Source organism: Paenisporosarcina sp. P4_E4_2 (assembly GCF_056401595.1).
Window position 1 is genome coordinate 1 of sequence record NZ_JBFUJC010000509.1, and the last position, 1,486, is coordinate 1,486.

Below are 1,486 nucleotides of genomic sequence, written 5' to 3' on the forward strand. Positions count from 1 at the left end.
GTATTAGGGAGACAAAGGTTGAATTTAACTTAAAAAGATCGATTTCTCTTATAAGAAATCGACCTTTCCTATTTTTTTTCTTCCACTAAAGCACCCGTTAGTTGAACAAGCATTTTCTGAAGTTTATTTAGTAACCGCCCCAAAATTCATATTCAAATTTTGAGAAGTCCATCATATTTTTCATAAATTTTTGAATGGATATAGCTTGTTTAGTTGTAATATCAAATGAACCTATTACTGGATGATCTTCTGATAAATTAAATATTTTACGAAATTCCTTTAAAGGAATTCCAGTAAGTTCTTCCTCTCCTACAATTAATTTAATCTCATCATTTTTTTCATTCCATTGGACTATCCTAGTTGTTTCTTCATCAGAGAAATAGTACGGTGACATAGTTTCCTCCACGAAAAGTCCGTTATCTTTTGCAAATTTGATTGATGATGGGCAGTTTACGCTTGAACCAATATACATATAATAATCCCAACCAAAATGTACAAATAATTTGTCTTTCGAATACAACTGACAACTTAGAAAATTTCTTAATACCATTGTACAAATTGTACGAATTTCATTTGTATTCACTATTTTATCTTCCTGTAAATCCAATTCATCAAATTCTCTTTCGTACAATACGGAAGTTCTATCTTCTGGTGAAACATAAATTTCTGTTAATTGTAAAACTCTCAATGTATTTAGTTCGCATTCACTTAAAATTGTCATTACGGTATTTACATATGCTGCCTCAACACGGAGATACTCACCTAAAGTGAATTCTTTTCCATATATTGTTTTTCCAATTTCAGAGGGACAAGTCCATTCTTTTTCTAATGTGTAGGTTCCATCCTCATCTCTAAAATCAGGATTGTATTTTGTGATTCTCCACTGATAATTTATTTGATTTGACATTGTATCCCCCTTATTTTAGTATCCCCTTATTCAACTAACCTGCCCCGTTAGTTTAATAAGAAAAAAGAGCTGCCAAAGCAACTCCACGATCTTTAACAAAAGCACCCGTTAGTTGAACAAGTTAAATTAAAAAACTGTTTCCCTCTTTTTTAGTAAAAATATTAGCAATGCTATGGCAAAACAAAATATTGAAAGAAGCCCAACAAATTGTATTGGTGGTTCTCCTGATAAAGAGTATAAGGAAATTGGTAATGTAGCAATACCTAAACCTATAAAACTTTTCCAGCTACGAACAATCACTGTATAAATCAAAAGGATGACTGAAAACATTAGTGACAAGCCAAATATTACAGCAAATAAAATCCCCATACATCTGCCTCTCTTTCTACTTTTACCTAGTTAATATCTTTGTTTTTATTAACTACTTCTCCAGACTTCTAAACATACCTTTTTCTTCAACTAACCTGCCCGTTAGTTGAACAAGAAACTAGATAATCCGTCCGTAAAAACATTGATTCACTTACTCACCTGGATTGTATCACTTATACACCCCAGGTTGACATAACACCACAATTAGGA

At 32.0% G+C, this 1,486-nt stretch carries 2 protein-coding genes; both read right to left on the minus strand.

Features of this window, described 5'->3' with window-relative positions:
- Positions 1 to 127 precede the first annotated feature (127 nt).
- Positions 128 to 907: a DUF7683 domain-containing protein gene (locus tag AC1DSB_RS19170; RefSeq protein ID WP_477532608.1), complete on the minus strand. Its 780-nt coding sequence runs from the start codon at positions 905 to 907 to the stop codon at positions 128 to 130.
- A gap of 126 nt (positions 908 to 1,033) precedes the next feature.
- Entirely contained in the window at positions 1,034 to 1,276 is a 243-nt protein-coding gene (locus AC1DSB_RS19175; protein ID WP_477532609.1) for a hypothetical protein, read from the minus strand.
- Between the last annotated feature and the right edge of the window lie 210 nt (positions 1,277 to 1,486).

Coding starts and splice junctions, on each gene's coding strand:
- AC1DSB_RS19175 (WP_477532609.1), bottom strand. CDS start 1,276: ATGGGGATTTTATTTGCTGTAATATTTGGCTTGTCACTAATGTTTTCA.
- AC1DSB_RS19170 (WP_477532608.1), bottom strand. CDS start 907: ATGTCAAATCAAATAAATTATCAGTGGAGAATCACAAAATACAATCCT.